The organism is Burkholderia sp. D-99 (assembly GCF_011605345.1).
Lineage (GTDB): Bacteria > Pseudomonadota > Gammaproteobacteria > Burkholderiales > Burkholderiaceae > Burkholderia.
On record NZ_JAAOXM010000001.1, the window covers coordinates 580367 to 600796 of the forward strand.

Consider the following 20430-nt stretch of genomic DNA (forward strand, 5'->3'; position numbering starts at 1 on the left):
GCGCCGTCACATGTGCGTGCCGGAGTGCGTGCGGCCGCTCGGGTCGCCGCCGCGATCGGGTGGCGTATTGTTCTGATCGATCTTCGCGAGCACGAAGCCGGCGTGCGGCAACGCGGCGGGCGAGCGGTGCACCGCTTGCGCGATCGCGTCGTGCGGCGACGCGGCGGGAAAACCGGATGACGTCACGCCCGGTTGAGCGAACGCCGAAAGGGATGCAGCCGCCAGGGCGGCGGCGACGATCGCGTGCGTTTTCATGGTGGCTCCTTCACGACTGGCTGTGCGACTGACTGCGGGACAACGTAATCAGTCTAGGGCGCGAAACTTAACGCGGCGTGAAGGCGTGAAGGCGTGTAGGCGTGTAGGCGTGTAGGCGTGTAGGCGTGTAGGCGTGAAGCGGCGCGGATGACGGAAAGTTCACGCGCGCCGCGACGTTCATGCCGGCGCCGACACCAGCGCGCAGAAGTTCTCGAGATCGACGTTGCCGCCGCTGATCACCACGCCGACGCGCTTGCCCTGCAGCGCATCCTTCATCCGTCGCACGGCGGCGAGCGACAGACAGCCGGTCGGCTCGACCACAATCTTCATACGCGTCGCGAAGAAACGCATGCAGTCGACCAGTTCCGCGTCCGTCGCGGTGAGGATGTCGTCGACGTCGCGGCGGATGATCGGGAACGTCAGGTTGCCGAGGTGCTGCGTCTGCGCGCCGTCGGCGATCGTGTGCGGCGTGTCGATATGCACGATCGCGCCGGAACGGAACGATTGCTGGCCGTCGTTGCCGGCTTCCGGCTCGACACCGTACAGCGTTGCGTGCGGCGACAACGCGCGTGTGGCGAGCGCGGTGCCCGACAGCAACCCGCCGCCGCCGAGCGGCGCGAATACCGCGTCGAGCGGGCCGACTTCGTCGAACAGTTCCTTGGCCGCCGTGCCCTGGCCGGCGATCACGTCCGGGTGGTCGTAGGGCGGGATCAGCGTGAGCCCGTGCTGCGCCGCGAGATCGCGCCCGATCTGCTCGCGATCCTCGGTGTAGCGGTCGTAGGTCACGACCTTGCCGCCGTAGCCGCGCGTCGCGGCCATCTTCGCGGCCGGCGCATCCTGCGGCATCACGATCGTCGCGGGAATGCCGAGCATGCGCGCCGACAGCGCGATCGCCTGCGCATGATTGCCGGACGAGAACGCGACGACGCCGTGGCGGCGCTGCTCTGCGTCGAAGCGCGACAGCGCGTTGAACGCGCCGCGGAACTTGAATGCGCCCATGCGCTGCAGGTTCTCGCACTTGAAGAACACCTGCGCGCCGAGCGCTTCGTCGATCGTCCGCGACGTCATCACCGGTGTGCGGTGCGCATGGCCTTCGAGCCGGGCCGCGGCGGCGGCAACGTCGTCGTACGTGGGGAGAGTCGGAGAGTTCATGATCGCTCGGGGTCGGAAAGGTCAGTCAACAGGGAAGCAGCGCGCACGGCGCGCCGGCATCCGGAATCATTTCGCATCGTTGTAGACGGTCGCGCGCGAGACGCCGAGATGCTGCGACACGATTTCCATCGCGCGGCGCACTTCGAGGAAGCCGTCGGCCTTCAGCGTCTGCATCAGCTCGCGGCGCTGGTCGGTCTTCAGCTCGCGCGGCGTCGTCGCGAGGCGCATCGCGAATGCGTCGATGCGCTGCCGGATCGCGTCCGCGCCGGCCGGGTCGAGCGTTTCCGCGACGGCTTCGCCGTCCGTGCTGCAGAACTGGTTCAGCATGCCCTGGAAGCCGCGGAACAGCGTGACGTCGGCGTTCAGGCACAGCGCGGCCACGTAGCGGCCGGTCGAATCCTTGATGCCGATCGACGTGCTTTTCGCGGTGCGGCCGTCGGCGAAACGGTTCGGGTAGTTCGCGAGCACCTGCGGGAAATCGTCGTCCGCGATGCGGGCGAGGCCGAGCTCGGTCGCGGGATCGCCGACGGCGCGCCCCGACAGGTTGTTGTGGATCGCGAGGATCGCGTGCTTCGGCGTGCGCAGGTCGTGGACCACGACCTCGGTGAACGGCGCGAACATCGCGCCGAGCCCTTCGGCAATGCGCTGCACCTGTTCGATCAGCGAGGCCTGCTCGGACAGCGCCTTGTTCCGGGTGGTGGTCATGGTGGTTTCGCGTTCAGGTTTCGGATCGATGCGACGGCTTCGGGAAAGGGGCAACCGGCGTGTTACTCGCCGTCCGCCGCGTGCGGCCGCGTGATGTCGGCGAGCAGCGGCTGCGCGATCCGCACATAGTCGGCCGCGTCGAGCACGACGGAGCGGTCGAGGCGGCCCGCGTTGAAAGCGATCTCGGTGTTGCGTTCGACCAGGGCGGGATCGACCACGAGCGTCACGCTGGCGTCGAACACGAACGGCGGCACGGCGCCTATCACGCAGCGGGTGACGGTGGCCGCGAGGTCGGGCGATGCGAGTGTGGCCTTGCGGCGGCCGAGCGCATCGGCGACCTTGCGGAAATCGATCTTCAGGTGGCCGGGAATCACCGCGAGCGCGGTGGCGTTGCCGCCATCCTTGAACGTGCACAGCATCGCCTTCGCGCCCTGTTCGGGGCGTGTGCCGCGCAGCGCGGCGATCGCGTCGGATTTGCCTTCGGCCGGATGCGCCAGCACGCGGAACCGCGCGCCGGACGTGTTCAGCAGATCGCAAAGCGTGTCGAAAACGGGGTAGTCGCTCATGGCGCTCATGTCGCTCCGGGCAGGTGGGGCCGGGGAATCGAGGCGCGCTCGGGTTCGCATGCTTCAGCGTGCCGGTCGATGAATTGTCGAATTATAGACGTTTTGTCACGTATGTGGCAAAGGGGCGAGAAGCCGGGGAGTGGAGGGCGCTGCGAGTGGAAAGGGGGATCGAGAAACAGTTGCGTTACGCAATGGTGCGGAGCGCCGGGGAGAATAGCCGGTGCGCGACCCGACGACGGAGCCTTTAGGGCGGGCGGGAAGCGCGACGCGAACCCGGCGCCGGCTACGACGGGAACGCGCAACCCTCCGCCGTTACTTCGTCAACCCTCGTTCTTCCCACCGGTCCCAGGTCTTCAGCGCTCGACGGGCCACCCTGCCGAACAGGAACGACAGGGTGTCGCTCTTCATCGACATCGATTTCCGGTTCACGATCCAGAAGTCGGTCAAGGTCGTTTGCTTCCCGCTCAACAGATCCGCGATCGTCCGGCCATTGAGGTGCGTCAGGGCGACGCCGTGACCGAAACATCCGCCCGAGTAGATGATGCGTTCGTCGTCGATGAAACCGATCTCCGGAACCATGTCCATCGTCACCGAAACCGGGCCGCCCCATCGATAGTCGATGCGCGTGTCCCGCAGCTGCGGGTAGATCCATTTCAGGTGTTCCTCGCAATGCCGCCAGGCCGCGGGGGCGGGAACCTCGTCCATGGCGTCCGTCGTGTAGCTGATCGCGTCCCCGCCTCCCATGAGAATGCGGCCATCGGCCGTCGGCCGGAAATAGTGCAGCATCTGCCGATTGTCCCCGAACGACTGTCGCGCCTTCCAGCCGATACTGTCCCATTGCGCCTCGCTCAAGGGTTCGGTGACGACCTGATACGTCCAGAGCGGATATTGACGCGCTTTCAGCTTGGGCGAGCCGGGAACCTGGCGAGAATAGGCATTCGTCGCAACGACGATCCTGTCTGCCTCGATCCGGCCGTGCGGCGTCGCGATGCGTACCGACAACGGCGTTCGTTCCAGATTCGTGACGGGTGTCAGCTCGTAGATCGAGACCCCGCTCGACATCGCCAGGGCCTTCAGCGACCGGACCTGCTTGCAGGGGTTCAGATACCCGGTGTCCGACTCGTAGATGCCGCCGGCGAAACGTTCCGATTGGAAGTCCTGCTGGAACTGGTGCGCGCTGCGCCACACCATGTCCGTGTCGATGCCCAGCTGCTGGAACAATTCAAACGTCTTCTGCATTCGGCCCAATTGCTGCTTGGTATAGCTCGCGCGAACCAGGCCGCCATGGCAGTAGTCGGCTTGAAAACCATGTTCGTCGATGAGGTGCCGGGTGTGCGCCACGGCGAGCTTCAGGTAGTGATGGGCCTCGATCGTCTTTTGCTTGCCCCAGCGCAGCAGGACCATTTCCGGCTCGAGGCCGAACATCTTCGTGCTGAACCCGGCATTGCGTCCGCTGGCACCGAATCCCACGATGGCGGCCTCCAGCACGACGACTCGAGCATTGGGATTGTCCTTCTTGAATTGAAACGCCGTGTTCAGCCCGGTGAAGCCGCCCCCGATGATGGCGACATCGACCTTGAGATCCCCGGTCAGCGATGGATTGGGCGAATAGTCTCCGTAGGCTTGTTGCCAGAACGACCTGGCCTGAAGCAGGGGTGTTTGATCGAGTGCCATGGCGATGCTCACAGGTGGGGAGATCCGGCCGCCGCCCGATTGATGACTGCGAGGGCGCAGCGGCGAATTTCCCGGGTTACAAGGGCTTACGCCCGCTGGTTCTGGTTATTGATTTCGGTATCCGAAGCAATTATCTCGTGCTGATGAATGAATGCGTCGATGCGGCTTGCCAGCACGGCATCGTCTCCGTTCAATGAGCGCTTCATCATGTCGATCTGGAACGCCTCCTGATCGACCATGTAATCGAGAAAGGCGCGCGCATCGGAGGGGCCGATGTCCCGAAGCCGGCGCAACGTTTCGCAGTAGACGACAGTCTGCGCGCACACGTACTTCAGGAAAGGTTTCAGCAGACACCTCGGGACCGAACTCACGACCCATGCCTTTACCCGCGTCGTCAACCTGGGCGAAGCATCCACTCCCCAACGAGTTGCCGCAGCGTGGTAAATCGGCGCGTTGAACACTTCCAGTTTCAGATAGGCTGCCCAAAGTCGCTGACGGGGATCACCGTCGAGGCGCCCCGCAAGTCTTCCAATGGCACGCAACGCGAAGGCGCGGTTCTGGATCTCGTGATGAAATCCATCGATAAAGGCATTAGTCGGCATCAAAATTTTCCGCTCGTGTATGGCCAGTGTGTGGCAGGAAAAAGCGGTTCCCGGCCCTACCGGCATGTCGATCGATTCGAACAAGCACGAAGTAATCCTAATAATCAAGGTCTGGAAGACGTCAATGGTCGGAACAATGGGTTGCGTACTCAATCGCCGGAAATGCCGCCGGTCCCGCACTCTTCAACTTCCGTGCGGCTTCCAGAGGGGAAAGCGACCCGCTGGAGCTCGACTCGAGTCACGCCGGGCAATCGCCCGCGTATGCCGTCGCCGGTACGTATTGACGATAATATGTCACGTGACCTATTTGTGCAACTTTGGCGACGAACACGCAACGTCGACTGTGGAACCCGATTGCGGCCATCGAGCTCAGCCGCCAAGCAGCCGGCGTCGTGGATCGTCAGTCTCGTGAAAGAGATGAAGGGCGTTCTTGTCGCCACGGCGGAAGTGTTGCAGCGGGGTGCTCAAGCAAGTGGAAGATGAACAAGGATTCCTCTTGCAGACGGGCACCGGACAAGTCCTGTGTACGCCCGCCGATGGACGCCGTCTCGTCTCCCCGGATTCCCAAACCTGCGTAGAATGTCGCCGTCAGGTTCGGCACTTCGGCTCCCACGGTGGAGCCGGTGCCTGGAAGCCGACGGCAGATTCGAGTCGACCGGCACGACCCAATGTCAGGTATCGATGCTTTGCACAATCCGGTCAACCAACCTATATCCCCGCTCGCCGTGTATCGGGCGGGCACGGCGCGGTCGGTATTCGACCGGGCATGAACGGCGCTGACGCGTCGTCGGCACCATCGCCCGGGCATTCGCTCGTCGGGCAGCAGGAGGAATTCTTGAAGAAGGCGGCTCTCGATAACGAACGCGTCTTGACCGAACGCGGCAAGAACACGGTGAACAAAATCATGGCCAGTGCGATCGAGATCTTCGTCGTCGAAGGCTACGGTGGGCTGACCATGCGGAAGGTCGCGGCAAAGGCGGGCCTGGCGCTGTCGAACCTGCAGCATTACTTTCCCACTCGCGAAGACATCTTCGCGGCCATCCTTTCCGCGACGAGGGAGGCCTACGCCAATACGTACGACAGTGTGTGCGCGGACACGTCGCTGACACCCGAGGGCCGCCTGGAGAAAGTGGTCAGGATGTTGCTTGAAGACGGCAAGCAGCCTCAGACGCAAAGCCTGTTCGTGAACTTCTGGGCACTGGCCCAGACTCAAGAGTTCGCGCGGAAAATGCTCGAAGAGGGATACGGGTTTCAACGGAACGTGATCGCCGGATTCATCGAAGCCGTGAACCCGGCGCTGTCACAAGCGGCGCTCGCCAGGCGAGCCGCACTGGTTACGGCACAGATCGAGGGGCTCATCGTGTTGATACCGCAAAGAAACCGGTTCCCGTCGGATATCAAGGGAATCGAGGACGACGCGGTGATGGCCATTCTGGCTTTGGCCAAGGCGCCATGAGCTGAACCGCTGCGGCGGCTTGGCGTCAGCCTGGATCGGGGTAGCTTCGGAAAGCGGGGAATGCTACACATCAAGGCTGGTCGAGATGTGGTGCTATCCCACGCAGATCCCCGAGATGCGGTTCGACCTATCCCTCATGTGCTCGAGTGGTCGAAGCCTATCGAATCAGGCGCAGAGACGTTGACGCGACGAGGTTTGCTTGCAACTGGCTGGAAAGAGGATCTACGAGGAGAACACAGGCAATGTTGATCGGTACGCTGGAAAAGCGCGGAGAAGATTCATCCTTTGGGCGACGATCTTCAGGCACCCGAAAAAGCAGGAAACTCAACTTTTACGTGCAAACGGTGTTGACGTTCGTCCTGGCGCTGGTCGCACACTGCACGTTTGCCGCGAGCGACGTGACCGACAACGATCAGCAGCAAGCTGCGTTGCGTACGCTGATGGGCACGGCTCCGGCACCGGCAGACAGCGTCAAGGGTGTCGCGCTTTCACCATGGGCGCATGGTCCATCGGCTTCAGGGCCGCTGTGGGTCGTGGCCGCCTTGGTCCAGCGCCCGACCGATAACGTCGACGCGGAATTGTGGACAGGTGTCCTGACCCGCGACGGGCAAGGGTTCCACCTGCTCGCGAGTGATCGGAGCGAGCGCGTCGATACGTCACCGATGTTATGGAATGTGTTCCTGACGATGGACGTCATTCCCTACCGAATCAGCGCGCAGGAAACCGCCTTTGGCGTTCGCTTCAACAATAACTACACGTCGACTGCACATAGCGACTCGACCGGGATACTGAGCCTGTATCGCTATGCCGATGCACGCGTGATGCCAATCTTCACCGCAACTACCGATTGGTCGACCTATGACAAGGACGGGGCTGCGGAGTGTGTAGCGGAGAAGGCAGGAAAAGGCAACGATCCGGGGGACGCACGGCAGGATGCCTGCGATGCGGAAAACACGACGGAGGTTCATTACGTGCTGTCGTTCAGCCCTCACACGACCAACGGGCACTACGACCTCCTTGTGCGTCCGAAGGGCAAGGCTGCGTCGGGCAAGTCCGCGCGTTTTACCTGGAATGAGAAAACGTATCAGCCGCGTCAATTCGTCGGCGACTGGCGCTGAAATTCGGCGTTGTGAGCCGGGTGAGCCGGGTGAGCCGGGGAGGCCCACGGCGGGCGAAAGGAGTTGACCGTCCAAGGTTACGACGGCGCGGCAGGAAGGGGGCGGCCGGGCATGAGTCGGCCGGATGCATCGGGTCGACGCGGCTGCTTCCATCGTTGAATCCCGTCGACGTTCGCATGCGCCGTGGGAGCCGTTGGCCGTGGTGCTTCATCAGGGAGAGCTTTTACAAACCATGCAGACGGAAATCGAAGCGCCGGGCCCGGCCGGCCCGTTGAAAGGCACGCTGTTGTCTCCGGCCTCCGGCGACGCCCCGGTGGTGTTGATCGTGCCGGGCTCAGGCCCGACCGACAGGAATGGCAACGCGCCGAACTGGCTTCAGGCGTCGACCTACCGATTGCTCGCGGAAGGGCTGCACGATGCGGGTATCGCGTCGGTTCGAATCGACAAGCGCGGCATGTACGGCAGTGCGTCGGCGATACCGGATGCCGATGACGTCACGATCGACGAGTACGCGGCCGACGTCCATTCGTGGGTCGCCGCCATTCGTGCGCGGACGCGGGCTTCCCGGGTATGGCTGTTGGGGCATAGCGAGGGCGGACTGGTAGCGTTGTCGGCTGCACGGCAAATGGCCGACATCGACGGCCTGATCCTGGTATCGACGGCGGGGCGCCCGCTAGGGCGCGTGTTGAGGCAGCAACTGCAGTCGAACCCGGCAAATGCCCCGATCCTGGCCAATGCAATGTCGATCCTCGATTCCCTGGAAGCCGGGGAGCGTGTAGATGCAGCCGGGATCGACCCGGCACTCATGCAGTTGTTCAGGCCGAAAGTCCAGCGCTTCCTGATGAGCGAGTTGACCCTGGATCCGGCAGCGCTCCTGGCCGGTTACATGAAGCCCGTGCTCATCGTGCAGGGATCGCGGGATCTCCAGGTTGCCGTACAGGACGCGGAACTTCTGAAGCAGGCCAATCCGCGCGCCGAAATGGCGCTGATCGCCGACGCCAATCACGCGCTCAAGACGGTTCGCACGCCGGCGCGGCAGGAAAACCTCGCTGCTTATTCGAACCCGGATCTGCCGCTGGCGGACGGTGTGGTGGAGGCAATTTCGGCGTTCGTGTACGCAGCGATAGCGGGTCGGCGCTAGTCGTAGTCGAGTCCGGTTCGGCCATGCGGGCGGCCTGTAACGGGGCGGGAGATCGGCAGATGACGTCGAGCGTTTGCCGTGGGAAACGGGCATGGTCGCTTCGACCCGCTTCGGCCGAACGCATCGAGCAGGAGTTGACCCGCAGGCGACATTCGACGGACAAACGCAAATCGCCGCAAATCGTGCGCCGTCAACGACTCAGATAATCCGTCACGCGCGCCTGCAAATGCGTGATCGCATCGGTGAGCCGCAGATACGCGTCGACATCCATCAGTGTCCATTCCTGGCCTTCGTTGCCGAAACGGATCGCGGCGATTTCCGCATCGCTCAGCCAACTGGCGAAGAACCAGTGTGGCAGGCGGTCCGGTCGATTCGACGGATAGACCCGTGACCAACCTATCCGGCTGCTCGGTATCGCCAGTCCGAATTCCTCATGGAGTTCACGCAATACGCACGCTTCGGGCGTCTCGTTGCCTTCCCGGCCTCCGCCGGGCAGGTCCCACAGGCCGGGAAACGGTATGTCGGGTTTGTCGTCACGTCGATAGACGAGGATTTCCCGGTTCTTGAAGAGCGCGATCTTTGAACCACTGAAGGGGGCGGGCGATTCCATGCATGATCCATATCGTGGAAGCTGGGCTGTCAGTGTAGATTCTCGGGTATCCACGCGTACGCTCGATTTGGTATAAGCATCCGTCCGGCACGGCCGCAACGACAGCGCGCGCGATGCCTGCTGCCGCTCGTCAGCTTGAAACCGGCCAATGAAGGATCCGCCTGTCCGGCCGGTGCGGTATAGCCGATACCGCCGTTAAAGGTTGAGAATCGAACATGAAGACTTTTGCCATAAGGAACGGCCAATCGGAAAATCGGCGTCGGCCCAGCGCTCGGTAATTTTCCGCACAAGGAACGAGATGAACGCAATGTTGTCGATCCGAACCGCGAGGCAGGAAGACGCCACGCGTATCGCCGTGCTCGGCGCGCACGTGTGGGTGCATACCTATGCAGCGGCGGGCGTGTCCGAGGTCATTGCGCAGTATGTGCTGACGACCTTTACGACTGAACGCATCCTGACTCTGGTGAACGATCCTGACACCGTTCTGCTGGTTGCCGAGGCAGACGGAAATCTTGCCGGATATATCGTCATCCGCCTGGGGGCGCAGCTTGCAGACGTTCCCGTCGAGATTGAAACCCTCTACGTCCAGGCGTCTTTTTCCGGTCGTGGAATCGGATCGGCACTGCTGACTCATGCGAGCGGCATTGCAGAGGAAAGAACCGGAAACCGTTCATTCTGGCTCAGCGTCAACTCGCAAAATGCGAAGGCGATCTCTTTCTACCATTCCCGTGGAATGACGCAGGAAGGAATAACGTACTTTGAGCTTGGCGGGATCCAGCACGAGAACAAGATAATGGTCGCGCGGGGCTGACACATCACGCGTCGTTGTGAACGGCCGTTGAGCGTCAGCAAGTGTGCTGACATTGACGCGACCATTGCTCCCTCGGCGTGTCCGTTTTCGCAACCGGCGGCAGGCAGTCATTCGATTCCGGACCACGACAACAGAAAACGAGCCATGGCAAACCTGATTCGATTCAGTGTTCGACCGGTATTTCAGGGTAGTGATCGGCTGGTCGAGATACTTGATGACCATCGCGCGGTCGATTTCCCGAGCATCGCCGCGATCCTGCAGGATGCGCTCCACGCTGTCCGGGTTCCGCACCCGGATGGCCTTGATGAACCCGTGATCGCCTTGTCCCAGGATCGCTGCTTCAGCTATTGGACTTATGCTCGGGGGCACTATGAAATTGACGACGATATCTGGGGATTGTTCGTGACGGCGTCGATCGACAATTCGTCCATCGTCGCGGACATCGAAAGCGCACTCCTGTCGACGGGGAAGTTCGTCAAGGAAGACGTGGATTTCGGCAAGTTCGAGTGAGTCGACGGGGGCAGGGAACGCCTGCGCAGCCATACCGAACGACCTATCCTTGCGCCCCGCAAGGACCGCGCCAGGTTGAGCAATGCTCTCCACGGAAATCCGCGAAGCGGCGACAAACAAGCCGGCGAAGCGCATCTGCGCTCCACCGGCTCAGCAGCCATTCCGGATAAAAGCGATCGCACCACGCGATCCCCTGAACCTACCCCCGCACCGCCTTCACCACATACTGACTCGTCGGTACCACATCGATCTTGTCGAAGTCGATGAAGCGTCCACAGCTGTCCATCATCTCGGCCACGTTGCGCTGGAATTTTTCATCATCGCCTACCGCATCGAAAAACGCATGCGGATCGGTCATCGCCGCGGCGGGAAAGCATTCCTCGACGATCGCGTCATAACCGGGCGCCGCATGCGTGAGCGCGCGCACGACGACGTTCTGCACATAAAGGAAGTTATCCTGCGTATCGATCGCGACGCGCGTGTGATGCCCGTGCCATACGTCGAGCCATGCCTCGTGCGTGAGGCGCGGCGGCCGCTTCAGGAACGCGAGCTGCGAGAAGCCCGTAGTGCGCTCGCCCGGCTGCGCCGGAAAGCGCGTATTCGGGATCGGCTGCGACTCGGTGACGAGATACGCAGCCATGTGCGGGACGACTGAGCGCACCGCGTCGTCGAACGGCTGGCGGAACATCGCGTTTGCGCTATCGACCCACACCGCGACGATCCCGTCGATGCCTGGGTGCGTGTTGGTCTGCTTCAGGCCGGCGGCCGGCGCGACATCCGCATCGGCAACGTTCACCTGCACGCCGTGCGCACCGAGCGACAGTAGCTTGTCGGCGAGTTGCGCGCGCACCGTGCGGCTCCACTGATCGGGCGCGGCTTTTGCGTCGCGCCACAATACGTAAATGACTTTCTCCATTGCTCCGGCTCCAGGGGGAATGACGGGATCGGCGGCGGTGCCGCCGGGGTTCAGGAAGCGGCTTCAGGCGATCCGGCTGCCTGGTGTGCGTCCGGCGCGAACCGGTTCGCGGTCAGCGTGAACGACGGCGGGATCGGCGACGTGACGGTTTCGAACAGCCGCTCGTGGCGCGTCGCGTGAATGCGCCACACGCCGTCGCGCTTCACGTACTGATCGTCGTAGAACGCAGTGCCGTGCAGCAGGTAGTTGTCCTCGAGATTGATCGCATGGTCTTCGAGAAACCACACGCCGCACGCGTGATCGGCGGACACCAGCGTGAGTTCCGGGTGATGGCCGTGATGCATCGTCAGGAAGGTGGGCTTGCCGATCAGCTCGCGCAGGCTCGACACGAACGCGTCGCGGCCGTCGTACGCATAGCGGCCGCCATACAACCGCGCCTCGCAGTCTTCGGTCAGGCAATCCGCGAGCAGTGCCCAGTCGTGCGTGTCGACCGCGCGGAAATACCGGTACTTCAACTGTCGGATCTGCTCGTACTCATGGAGCGTGCGGGTCGTGTCGTCCATCGCCGGGTCTCGTGGTGGTGTCGTTCGATGGTAGGAACGAAGCCGCCTGCATCACATCGTCTGTTCGGACGAAACCCTCATGCATGAACCGCCGGTTTAATCCGAACGGGTGATGGCCGACGCATCGCGCAGCGGTAACGTGGCATCGACGCGGCCTTCGAACCGCGCGGCACCGAACAAGGAGACAGGATGACCCTCATCGAATCGCTGGAAGCGCGTGTGCGCCGGCTCGAGGACGCCGACGCGATCCGGCGCCTGAAGGCGCGCTACTTCACGTGCTGCGACCGCAAGGATCCGCAAGGGATGCGCGACTGCTTCGCGCCCGGCCACGTGCACATCGACTACGGCCGGATCGGCACGTTCGACACGCGCGACGCGCTCGTCGACGTATTCGCGCAACTCGGCTGCCATCCGCACATCGTCGAGATGCACCACGGCGTGAATCCCGAGATCGACGTGCTCGACGACACGCATGCGCGCGGCACGTGGGGCCTGCACTACCAGATGATCGACACGAACGCGCGAACGCTCACGCAGCTCGGCGCGTACTACGACGACGAATACCGGAAGGTCGACGGCGAATGGAAGATCGCGGGCACGCGCTGCGTCGTCACGTCGACGCTGTCGGCCCGTTACGAAGGCGATGCGCCGGGCGTGCTGTTCGCCGGTGCGCAGCCGCCGGCCGCCTGACGCACGCCAGCGCCACGCACGTGGCGCACATTCCACAGGAGACATCGAACATGACACAGAACCACGAGGCGCCGGTCGCCGTCGTGACAGGCGCATCGCGCGGCGCGGGCAAGGGCATCGCGCGCGCGCTCGGCGCGGCCGGCATGACCGTCTACGTGACGGGCCGCTCGCAGAACGAAGGCGATGCGCCGCTGCCCGGCACGATCCACGAGACCGCACGCGAGATCGATGCGCTCGGCGGCCGCGGGATCGCGGTGGCGTGCGACCACGCGGACGATGCGCAGGTGAAGGCGCTGTTCGAGCGCGTCGAACGCGAAAGCGGCCGGCTCGACATTCTCGTCAACAACGCGACCTACCTGCACGACCAACTGATCCTGCCCGGCCCGTTCTGGGAGAAGTCGCTCGACCTCGTCAACATCCTCGATGTCGGGCTGCGCTCGTCGTATGTCGCGAGCTGGCACGCGGCGGCGCTGATGGCGAAGCGTCGCAGCGGGCTGATCGCGTTCACGTCGTCGTTCGGCGCGAGCTGTTACATGCACGGCGCGGCCTACGGCGCGCAGAAATCCGGTGTCGACAAGTTCGCGAAGGACATGGCTGTCGACCTGAAGCCGTTCGATGTCGCCGCCGTGTCGATCTGGATGGGCCCGCTGCGCACCGAGCGCACGACGCGCGTGTGGGACGAACACCCCGATCTGTACAAGGAGTTCTCGCTCGTCGCGGAAAGCCCAGAATTCACGGGCCGCGTGATTCACGCGATCCATGGCGATCCGCAGCGCATGGCGCTGTCGGGGCAGGTGCTCGTCGGTGCGGAAGCCGCATTGCAGTACGGCATCGCCGATCTCGACGGCAAGCAGCCGCCGTCGTACCGCGAACTGCTCGGCGGGCCCGTGCAGGCGCATCCGGCGATCGTCGCTTAAGGGGGGCGCATGGGCATCCTGAAGGGCAAGGTCGCGCTCGTGACGGGCGCGGGACAGGGCGTCGGCCAGGGCGTCGCGCATGCGCTCGCGGCGGAGGGCGCGCACGTCGCGGTGGTCGGTCGTACCCGCGACAAGCTGCTCGCGACCTGCGAGGCGATCCGCGCGCGCGGCGGCGCGGCCGAGCCGTTCGTGTGCGACGTGATGGACGCCGCGCAGATCGAGCAGTGCGTCGACAGCGTCGTTGCGCGGTTCGGCGGCTTGCAGATCCTGATCAACAACGCACAGGTCGTGCCGCTCGGCCGCCTGCTCGACGTGACCGATGCGGATTTCCTGGCGGGGCTCGAATCGGGGCCGATCGCGACGCTGCGGATGATGCGCGCGTGCCATCCGCATCTGAAGGGCGACGGCGTGGTCGTCAATTTCGCTTCGTCGGCCGCGGTGCGCTGGGACGCGTCCGGCTACGGCGCGTACGCGGCGACCAAGGAGGCGATTCGTGCGCTCACGCGCGCGGCTGCCTGTGAATGGGGCGTGGACGGTATCCGCGTGAACGCGGTCGCACCGCACGCGTTGTCGCCGGGCCTGAAAGGCTGGGTCGACGCGAATCCGCAGGAAGCCGCCGCGTTTTTCCGCACGATTCCGCTCGGCCGCGTAGGCGACTGTGAGCAGGACATCGGGCGCGCGATCGTGTTTCTGGCGAGCCGCGACGCGGCGTACCTGACGGGCGCGACGCTGCCGCTCGACGGTGGCCAGGCTTACTGGGGGTGATGGCGGGAGGCGCGCGGCGCTGGCCGCGCGCAGATCATGATCCGGCAAGCGCACGCACGCATGCGCGCTTTGACCGGCAAACCGGAATCGAAGAGAGGACGACATGGGTCGACTGGAAGGAAAGGTAGCGATCGTCACGGGCGGTGCGCGTGGCATGGGCGCGGCGACGTGCAGGCTGTTCGTCGCAGAAGGGGCTCGCGTCGTGATCGGCGACGTGCTCGACGCGGAAGGCGAAGCGCTCGCGCGCGAGCTCGGCGACGCGGCACGCTTCATGCGGCTCGACGTCGCCGACGAAGCGAACTGGGTACGCGTGACCGAAGCGGCGATCGAGCAGTTCGGCCGTATCGACGTGCTGGTCAACAATGCGGCCGTGCTGACGTTCGGCGGCATCACCGAGCTGTCGAAACGCGATTTCGAGCGCGCGGTGTCGATCAACCTCGTCGGCACGTTCGTCGGGATCCGGACGATCGCGCCGCACATGATCGCGCAGAAGAGCGGGTCGATTGTCAACATCTCGTCGGTGGACGGGCTGCGCGGCGTGAACGCACTGGCGGCGTACGTGTCGAGCAAGTGGGGCGTGCGCGGGCTGACGAAGGTCGCCGCGCTCGAGCTCGGCCATCAGGGCGTGCGTGTGAATTCGATCCATCCGGGCGGCGTGAACACCGCGATGTCGAACCCGACCGGTGCGCCGCTCGAGGAGATCAACAAGCATTACGCGAACGTGCCGCTGCAACGCGTGGGCCTGCCCGACGAAATCGCGCGTGCGACGCTGTTCCTCGCGAGCGACGAAGCGTCGTACTGCAACGGCGCCGAGCTGGCCGTCGACGGCGGGATGGCGGCAGGCGCGTATTACCCCGGATTGCCGGGCGCGCCGTTTTGAGCGGGTGGGCTTGTCGCACGTTCTCGTCGGATGTTTGTGTACGCAACCTAATTCAGGGTTTGCCTGAGTAGCGAAAACACGAATTCGCCGGATGCGCATGCGCGATCGTCATGCGTGCGTCCGGCGAGCCGAATTGACCGCTTCCCCGAAACCATTGCCGGACGGCCGTTCCGGCCGTTTCGCCCCCGAAAGCGGGCGCGTCGACGCCGTCGACATGACTTGCCGGCAACGCATGTGCCTGCACGTCGTCACAGTTGTTTCTTGTTGCAACGCAACGCCCGAGCAATATCGGCGATGGTATGCTGGCCGGCATGGAAGTTGTAAGGCAGGTTGCATGCATGGCGAAACTCGCGTTCGCATCTTCTAACGAGACATCACATCCTCTCGCCCGCATCGCGGCATCGACACGCGCACAGCTCGCGTGTACCGCGCTGCGCGTTGCTGCGTCCTGCGCTCCGATCGCATTCCCCATCTGGCGGGTTCACCCCGCATTCCCCATCCCCGCCCAATAATCTGGAGACATTTTCATGTCGCAAAACAATCTGGCCGAAGCCACACGCGGCCCGCTGATCGCTCCGCCGGCCTTCGTCAAACATCGCAAGCTGATCGACTGGGTGTCGCGCATCGCGGCGCTCACGGAGCCCGAGCGCGTCGTGTGGTGTGACGGTTCGCAGGAAGAAAACGACGCGCTGTGCCAGGCGATGGTCGACCAGGGCACGCTCAAGCGCCTGAACCCGGAGAAGCGCCCGAACTCGTATCTCGCGCAATCCGATCCGTCCGACGTCGCGCGCGTCGAGGATCGCACGTTCATCTGCGCGGCATCGCGCGACGACGTCGGCCCGACCAACAACTGGATCGCGCCCGCCGAAATGCGCGAGACGCTCAACGGCCTGTTCCGCGGCTCGATGCGCGGCCGCACGCTGTACGTCGTGCCGTTTTCGATGGGCCCGCTCGGCTCGCCGATTGCGCACGTCGGCGTCGAACTGTCAGACAGCCCGTACGTTGCCGTGAACATGCGGATCATGACGCGCATGGGCCGCGAGGTGTACGACGTGCTTGGCGAGGACGGCGAATTCGTGCCGTGCGTGCACAGCGTCGGCCATCCGCTCGAAGCCGGCCAGCAGGACGTGCCGTGGCCGTGCAACCCGGTCAAGTACATCGTGCACTTTCCCGAGACGCGCGAGATCTGGAGCTTCGGTTCGGGCTACGGCGGCAACGCGCTGCTCGGCAAGAAGTGTTTCGCGCTGCGTATCGCGTCGACGATGGGGCGCGACCAGGGCTGGCTCGCCGAGCACATGCTGATCCTCGGTGTGACGTCGCCGGCCGGCAAGAAGTATCACGTCGCTGCCGCATTCCCGTCCGCGTGCGGCAAGACGAACTTCGCGATGCTGATTCCGCCGCAGGGCTTCAACGGCTGGAAGGTCACGACGATCGGCGACGACATCGCGTGGCTGAAGCCGGGCCGCGACGGCCGACTGTATGCGATCAACCCGGAAGCCGGCTTCTTCGGCGTTGCACCGGGCACGGGCGTGAAGACCAACCCGAACGCCATTTCGACGCTCACCGAAAACGTGATCTTCACGAACGTCGCGCTGACGGAAGACGGCGACGTGTGGTGGGAAGGGCTGACCGACACGCCGCCCGCGAAGCTGACCGACTGGCAGGGCAACCCGTGGACGCCGGAGATCGGGAAGGAGACGGGCCGCAAGGCAGCGCATCCGAATTCGCGCTTCACGGCGCCGGCCGCGCAGTGTCCGTCGATCGATGGTGATTGGGAGAACCCGGCCGGCGTGCCGATCGATGCGTTCATTTTCGGCGGCCGCCGTTCGACGACCGTGCCGCTCGTGACCGAGGCGCGCGACTGGGTCGAAGGCGTGTACATGGCCGCGACGATGGGCTCGGAGACGACCGCCGCGGCGGTCGGCCAGCAGGGCATCGTGCGCCGCGATCCGTTCGCGATGCTGCCGTTCTGCGGCTACAACGTCAGCGATTATTTCGCGCACTGGCTGAAGCTCGGCAAGCAGCTCGAAGGCGCAGGCGCAAAGCTTCCGAAGATCTTCTGCGTGAACTGGTTCCGCAAGGATGCGAACGGCAAGTTCGTGTGGCCGGGCTTCGGCGAGAACATGCGCGTGCTGAAGTGGATGCTCGATCGCCTCGAAGGCACGGGTGGTGGCGGCGAGCATGCGTTCGGTGTGTCGCCGGCGTATGAGGACCTGCACTGGGACGGCCTCGATTTCACGCGCGAGCAGTTCGATGCGGTAACGTCGATGAACGCCGACGAATGGCGTGAGGAGCTGAAGCTGCATGCGGCGCTGTTCGACATGCTGAAACTGCGCCTGCCGGCCGAGATGACCGACACGATGAAGAAGATCGAGCAGCGCATCGGCGCCTGACGCTCCGCAGCGACGTAGTCGCCCCGACGTCCCGCCGCCGGCATCGATCGCCGGCGGCGGGACGTTTTTGCATCCGCGCCACCCACGCGCCGTTCGCCTACTGCGCGCTGCAATGCGCAACGACTTCGTCGACCGCACGCTGCACGTCGCCGCGCCGGTAGCGGAGCAGCGCGCTATCGGCCGGATCTGGCTCGTACGACACGACGTTGCCGCGCCCCGTGTAGATCGCCATGTCGGGCAACAGCGGATGCTCCTGGTCGAGCGACGGCACGTCCCGCGGATTGCCGGCCGCGCGGAAGAACGCCGCGAAGTAGTCGGCGAAGCTGAGGTTCTCGTCGCCGACGAGGTAGGCCTTGCCCGCTTCGCCGCGTTGCAGCGCGCCCCAGATCGCTTCCGACAGCGATTGCGTCGAGATGAAGTTGCTGCCGCCGGCCGGCCCGAACACGGGCAGCCCTGCGAACTGGCCTTGCGCATAGCCCGTGTACGCAGCGAACATCTCGTTGCGCAGCCCCGGCACCGACCCGACGACGAACGGCGCATTGACGCTGCAGACGGCGAACGACTGCGTCGCGAGCGCGCGGACGCGTTCGTCGGCAAGATGGCGCGAGCGCACGTACGGCACCGTATCGACGAGCGCCGGCGCGACCTGCGGATAGAAACTGCCGACCAGTACCGCGCGCTTCACGCCCGCGTCGCGCGCGAGCGCGAAGAAGCGCGGCACCGCGTCGACGTTCGCGCGTTCCCAGTGCGCAGCTTCGTCGGTGCCGGGTGGCAGGTGACGGATGTCGTTGCCGGCGGCGAACACCACCGCGTCGAACGGCGCGAGATCGTCGCGCGTGAAGTTGCCGGCCACGTAGTCGCGCAGCAGCACGTCGAACTGCGCGAGCGCGCTGCCGGGGGCGGGCGGCTTGCGTGCGGCGAGCGTGACGTGGTTGCCCTGCGCATGCAGGTGCAGCGCGGCATGGCCGCCGATGAGGCCGGTGCCGCCGACGATCAGGATCTTCATGGTGTCTCCGGTAGCGGCGCAACCGCGCCGCGTGAAATGAACAGGCGAGCGGTGCTGCTCAGAAATTGAAGCCGTTGCCCGTGACGACAGGCATGTTGGTCCAGAAGCCGTTCGGGTCGCGATACCAGCCGGCCGCTGCGAGCGCGCCGCCGTCGACATGCAGCGTCGTGCCGGTGACCCACGAGGCGAGCGGGCTCGCAAGGAACAGCGCGGCGCCCGCGATATCGCCGGCCGCGCCGAAGCGCCCGAGCGGGATCCAGCGCGGGATATGGTCGTGGTGCTCGGCCGCGACCATCGCGCTGACGGGCACCTGGGGCGTCTCGGTGGTTTCTGGCGCGATCTGGTTCACGCGAATGCCGGCCGGCCCGAGTTCGAGCGCGAGGCTTTTCGTGAATCCGGTCAGTGCGGCCTTGAAAGACGCGTACACGGTGCAGTTCGGAATGGCGCGAAAGCCTTCGATCGACGACACACCGACGATGCTGCCGCCCGCGCCGCGCTTGCGCAGCAACGGCAGCATCGCGCGCGTGACGACGAATACCTGGCGCAGGTTCGCGTCGAACAGTCGCGCGATGTCGTCGTCGGTGCAGTCTTCGAACGGTTTCGCGATCTGCAGGAAGTCGCCCACGTTGTTGACGAGCACGTCGAGGCCGCCGAAGCGTGCGTCGACGGTTCGCGCGAACGCATCGACCTGGTCGCGGCGCGTGACGTCCACGGTGCCGACGAGCGCGTCGACACCCGCCGCTTCGAGCGCCTGGCGCACGTCCTGCGCGCGTGCCGGGTCGATCTCGGCCACCGCGACGCGCGCGCCGGCCGCGCCGAACGCTTCCGCACACGCACGGCCGATGCCCGCGCCGCCGCCGGTGACCAGCACGGTCTTGCCGGTGAATGAAATCATCGATGAACTCCTTTGAACGGGAAGGTGGTGCGTCGCGTCACAGCGACGACACCAGTTGCGCGTTGTCGATCCGCAGTTCCGCACCGTTCACGAAACGCGATTCGTCGGACGCGAGGAACAGCACGAGATTCGCGACGTCCTGCGGGTCGCACATGCGCGCCATCGGATCGCTGCCGATGCCGAGCGCGGCGGGGTCGAGATCGGGCATCAGCGCCTGCGTCATCGGCGTCCAGATCCCGTCCGGATGGATCGAGTTGCAGCGGATCCGGTAGCCGCTGCGTTTGCAGTGGACGGCGACGCTGCGCGCGAGTGCCGTCACCGCGCCTTTCGATCCGGTGTACGCGCACATCATCGGCAGCCCGCCGAGCGCGGCGACCGACGACATCATCACGATCGAGCCCGGCGTGTCGTTGCCCTTCATCGCGCCGATCGCATGCTTGCAGCCGAGGAAATAACCGTCCGCGTTGGTGCGCATCACGCGTCGCCACGTGTCGAGGCTCGTGTCCTCGATCGAGCCGACCGGGCAGATCGCCGCGTTGTTGACGAGCACGTCGAGGCGGCCGAAGCGGTCGAGCGTCGATGCGATCGCATGCCGCCAGCCGTCTTCATCGGCGATGTCGTGGCGGACGAACAGTGCGGCGTCGCCGATCTCGTGTGCGAGCGCGCGGCCGGCGTCCTCGTCGATGTCGGTCAGCACGACACGCGCGCCTTCGGCGGCGAGCAGCAGCGCATCCGCGCGGCCGACACCGCTGGCCGCGCCGGTGACCAGCGCGACCTTGTTTGCGACTCGATTCATGATCAGTCG

22 protein-coding genes are annotated in these 20430 nt (G+C 64.7%); 10 read left to right on the forward strand and 12 right to left on the reverse strand.

All coding sequences use genetic code 11. The annotated features are described in order from the left end of the window. Positions 1-6: 6 nt before the first annotated feature. The 6 genes from HAV18_RS02585 to HAV18_RS02610 all read right to left on the reverse strand — a co-directional run bounded on the left by HAV18_RS02585 (position 7) and on the right by HAV18_RS02610 (position 5038). Positions 7-255 (reverse strand): hypothetical protein, encoded by a 249-nt coding sequence (locus tag HAV18_RS02585; RefSeq protein ID WP_166952327.1) that lies wholly within the window; start codon positions 253-255, stop codon positions 7-9. A 177-nt stretch (positions 256-432) separates the two neighbouring features. Continuing rightward, positions 433-1407, reverse strand: coding sequence for a threo-3-hydroxy-L-aspartate ammonia-lyase (locus tag HAV18_RS02590; protein ID WP_166952330.1), 975 nt, complete (start codon positions 1405-1407; stop codon positions 433-435). Positions 1408-1473: 66 nt separating this feature from the next. Then, complete coding sequence (locus tag HAV18_RS02595) at positions 1474-2112, reverse strand: transcriptional regulator (protein WP_166952332.1); 639 nt, start codon at positions 2110-2112, stop codon at positions 1474-1476. 62 nt (positions 2113-2174) lie between these two features. Next, the gene (locus HAV18_RS02600) at positions 2175-2678 is read right to left on the reverse strand and encodes a YbaK/prolyl-tRNA synthetase associated domain-containing protein (RefSeq protein WP_166954099.1); all 504 of its coding nucleotides are present in this window, start codon (positions 2676-2678) and stop codon (positions 2175-2177) included. A gap of 312 nt (positions 2679-2990) precedes the next feature. Continuing rightward, positions 2991-4352 carry an FAD-binding oxidoreductase gene (locus HAV18_RS02605; protein WP_166952335.1) on the reverse strand — a complete coding sequence of 454 codons (1362 nt, stop codon included), beginning with the start codon at positions 4350-4352 and terminating at the stop codon, positions 2991-2993. Between the two features lie 86 nt (positions 4353-4438). Next, complete coding sequence (locus HAV18_RS02610; protein WP_166952338.1) at positions 4439-5038, reverse strand: hypothetical protein; 600 nt, start codon at positions 5036-5038, stop codon at positions 4439-4441. 682 nt (positions 5039-5720) lie between these two features. On the opposite strand from HAV18_RS02610, the gene HAV18_RS02615 reads away from it, so the two are divergent. The 3 genes from HAV18_RS02615 to HAV18_RS02625 all read left to right on the forward strand — a co-directional run bounded on the left by HAV18_RS02615 (position 5721) and on the right by HAV18_RS02625 (position 8669). Continuing rightward, entirely contained in the window at positions 5721-6410 is a 690-nt protein-coding gene (locus tag HAV18_RS02615) for a TetR/AcrR family transcriptional regulator (RefSeq protein ID WP_166952341.1), read from the forward strand. Positions 6411-6652: 242 nt separating this feature from the next. Further along, complete coding sequence (locus HAV18_RS02620; protein WP_166952344.1) at positions 6653-7528, forward strand: hypothetical protein; 876 nt, start codon at positions 6653-6655, stop codon at positions 7526-7528. Between the two features lie 124 nt (positions 7529-7652). After that, positions 7653-8669, forward strand: a complete 1017-nt coding sequence (locus HAV18_RS02625; RefSeq protein ID WP_243771526.1) for an alpha/beta hydrolase — start codon at positions 7653-7655, stop codon at positions 8667-8669. 190 nt (positions 8670-8859) lie between these two features. Here HAV18_RS02625 and HAV18_RS02630 read toward each other — a convergent pair whose 3' ends face one another. Continuing rightward, entirely contained in the window at positions 8860-9279 is a 420-nt protein-coding gene (locus HAV18_RS02630) for an NUDIX hydrolase (RefSeq protein ID WP_166952347.1), read from the reverse strand. Positions 9280-9586: 307 nt separating this feature from the next. Here HAV18_RS02630 and HAV18_RS02635 point away from each other — a divergent pair, with 307 nt between their 5' ends. Together HAV18_RS02635 and HAV18_RS02640 are read left to right on the forward strand one after the other, a co-directional pair. Next, on the forward strand, positions 9587-10090 hold the full coding sequence (locus tag HAV18_RS02635; protein WP_166952350.1) for a GNAT family N-acetyltransferase: 504 nt from the start codon (positions 9587-9589) through the stop codon (positions 10088-10090). A gap of 144 nt (positions 10091-10234) precedes the next feature. Next, complete coding sequence (locus tag HAV18_RS02640; protein WP_166952353.1) at positions 10235-10600, forward strand: hypothetical protein; 366 nt, start codon at positions 10235-10237, stop codon at positions 10598-10600. A gap of 199 nt (positions 10601-10799) precedes the next feature. Here the strand turns inward: HAV18_RS02640 and HAV18_RS02645 are convergent, their stop codons facing one another. Together HAV18_RS02645 and HAV18_RS02650 are read right to left on the reverse strand one after the other, a co-directional pair. After that, positions 10800-11516, reverse strand: a complete 717-nt coding sequence (locus tag HAV18_RS02645; protein WP_166952356.1) for an EthD domain-containing protein — start codon at positions 11514-11516, stop codon at positions 10800-10802. 50 nt (positions 11517-11566) lie between these two features. After that, positions 11567-12079: a nuclear transport factor 2 family protein gene (locus HAV18_RS02650; protein WP_166952359.1), complete on the reverse strand. Its 513-nt coding sequence runs from the start codon at positions 12077-12079 to the stop codon at positions 11567-11569. Between the two features lie 189 nt (positions 12080-12268). Here HAV18_RS02650 and HAV18_RS02655 point away from each other — a divergent pair, with 189 nt between their 5' ends. The 5 genes from HAV18_RS02655 to HAV18_RS02675 all read left to right on the forward strand — a co-directional run bounded on the left by HAV18_RS02655 (position 12269) and on the right by HAV18_RS02675 (position 17724). Beyond that, positions 12269-12769, forward strand: a complete 501-nt coding sequence (locus tag HAV18_RS02655) for a nuclear transport factor 2 family protein (protein WP_166952362.1) — start codon at positions 12269-12271, stop codon at positions 12767-12769. Between the two features lie 50 nt (positions 12770-12819). After that, positions 12820-13686, forward strand: coding sequence for an SDR family NAD(P)-dependent oxidoreductase (locus HAV18_RS02660; protein WP_166952365.1), 867 nt, complete (start codon positions 12820-12822; stop codon positions 13684-13686). Positions 13687-13695: 9 nt separating this feature from the next. Continuing rightward, positions 13696-14451: an SDR family NAD(P)-dependent oxidoreductase gene (locus HAV18_RS02665; RefSeq protein ID WP_166952368.1), complete on the forward strand. Its 756-nt coding sequence runs from the start codon at positions 13696-13698 to the stop codon at positions 14449-14451. A 103-nt stretch (positions 14452-14554) separates the two neighbouring features. After that, the gene (locus tag HAV18_RS02670; protein WP_166952371.1) at positions 14555-15331 is read left to right on the forward strand and encodes a glucose 1-dehydrogenase; all 777 of its coding nucleotides are present in this window, start codon (positions 14555-14557) and stop codon (positions 15329-15331) included. Positions 15332-15858: 527 nt separating this feature from the next. Continuing rightward, on the forward strand, positions 15859-17724 hold the full coding sequence (locus HAV18_RS02675) for a phosphoenolpyruvate carboxykinase (GTP) (RefSeq protein ID WP_166952374.1): 1866 nt from the start codon (positions 15859-15861) through the stop codon (positions 17722-17724). Positions 17725-17821: 97 nt separating this feature from the next. Here the strand turns inward: HAV18_RS02675 and HAV18_RS02680 are convergent, their stop codons facing one another. From HAV18_RS02680 to HAV18_RS02690, 3 genes are read right to left on the reverse strand one after another with little or no spacing between them, the layout of a single operon-like run. Next, positions 17822-18730, reverse strand: a complete 909-nt coding sequence (locus HAV18_RS02680; protein ID WP_166952377.1) for an NAD(P)-dependent oxidoreductase — start codon at positions 18728-18730, stop codon at positions 17822-17824. Positions 18731-18788: 58 nt separating this feature from the next. Beyond that, positions 18789-19622 (reverse strand): SDR family NAD(P)-dependent oxidoreductase, encoded by an 834-nt coding sequence (locus HAV18_RS02685; protein ID WP_407062404.1) that lies wholly within the window; start codon positions 19620-19622, stop codon positions 18789-18791. A 40-nt stretch (positions 19623-19662) separates the two neighbouring features. After that, positions 19663-20421: an SDR family oxidoreductase gene (locus HAV18_RS02690; RefSeq protein ID WP_166952383.1), complete on the reverse strand. Its 759-nt coding sequence runs from the start codon at positions 20419-20421 to the stop codon at positions 19663-19665. Between the last annotated feature and the right edge of the window lie 9 nt (positions 20422-20430).